The sequence below is a fragment of the Vibrio sp. T9 genome (assembly GCF_003123985.1).
Classification (GTDB): domain Bacteria; phylum Pseudomonadota; class Gammaproteobacteria; order Enterobacterales; family Vibrionaceae; genus Vibrio; species Vibrio diabolicus.
In genome coordinates, this window is sequence record NZ_NIGY01000071.1 from 1 (window position 1) to 433 (window position 433).

Annotated in this window: 1 protein-coding gene; it reads left to right on the forward strand. The window is 62.8% G+C overall.

Annotated features, from left to right (window positions below; all coding sequences use genetic code 11):
* Nucleotides 1–383, forward strand: a 383-nt coding sequence (locus tag CBX98_RS25470; RefSeq protein ID WP_277949514.1) for a FliG C-terminal domain-containing protein, incomplete at its 5' end; no start/stop codon positions are given.
* Between the last annotated feature and the right edge of the window lie 50 nt (nucleotides 384–433).

The following is a 433-nucleotide window of genomic DNA, read 5'->3' on the forward strand; positions in this document are numbered from 1 at the left end:
CGATGGAGACCGCGCGAGAAGCCGAGCTGATGGCGTCCATTCGTGGTATCGACACAGGTCTTGGCGAGCGCATCGAAGAGCTCATGTTCGTCTTCGACGACCTCGCCGATCTGGACGATCGCAGCATGCAGACGTTGCTTCGCGAAGTACCGTCGGCACGCCTCATCACCGCCCTCAAGGGTGCGGAGACGGCTATTCGCGAGAAGATCTTCGCCAACATGTCCAAGCGCGCCGCCGACATGCTGCGCGACGACCTCGAGGTCAAGGGTCCGGTTCGCCTCTCCGAGGTGGATGCGGCGCAGAAGGAAGTACTGGCCACGGCGCGTCGTCTCGCTGACGCGGGCCAGATCAATCTCGCCGGCGGCGGGGAAGAATTCGTCTGATGAGTCTTACCTCGATCCTCGCCCGCGAACGCGTCGACCAGTTCGAACGT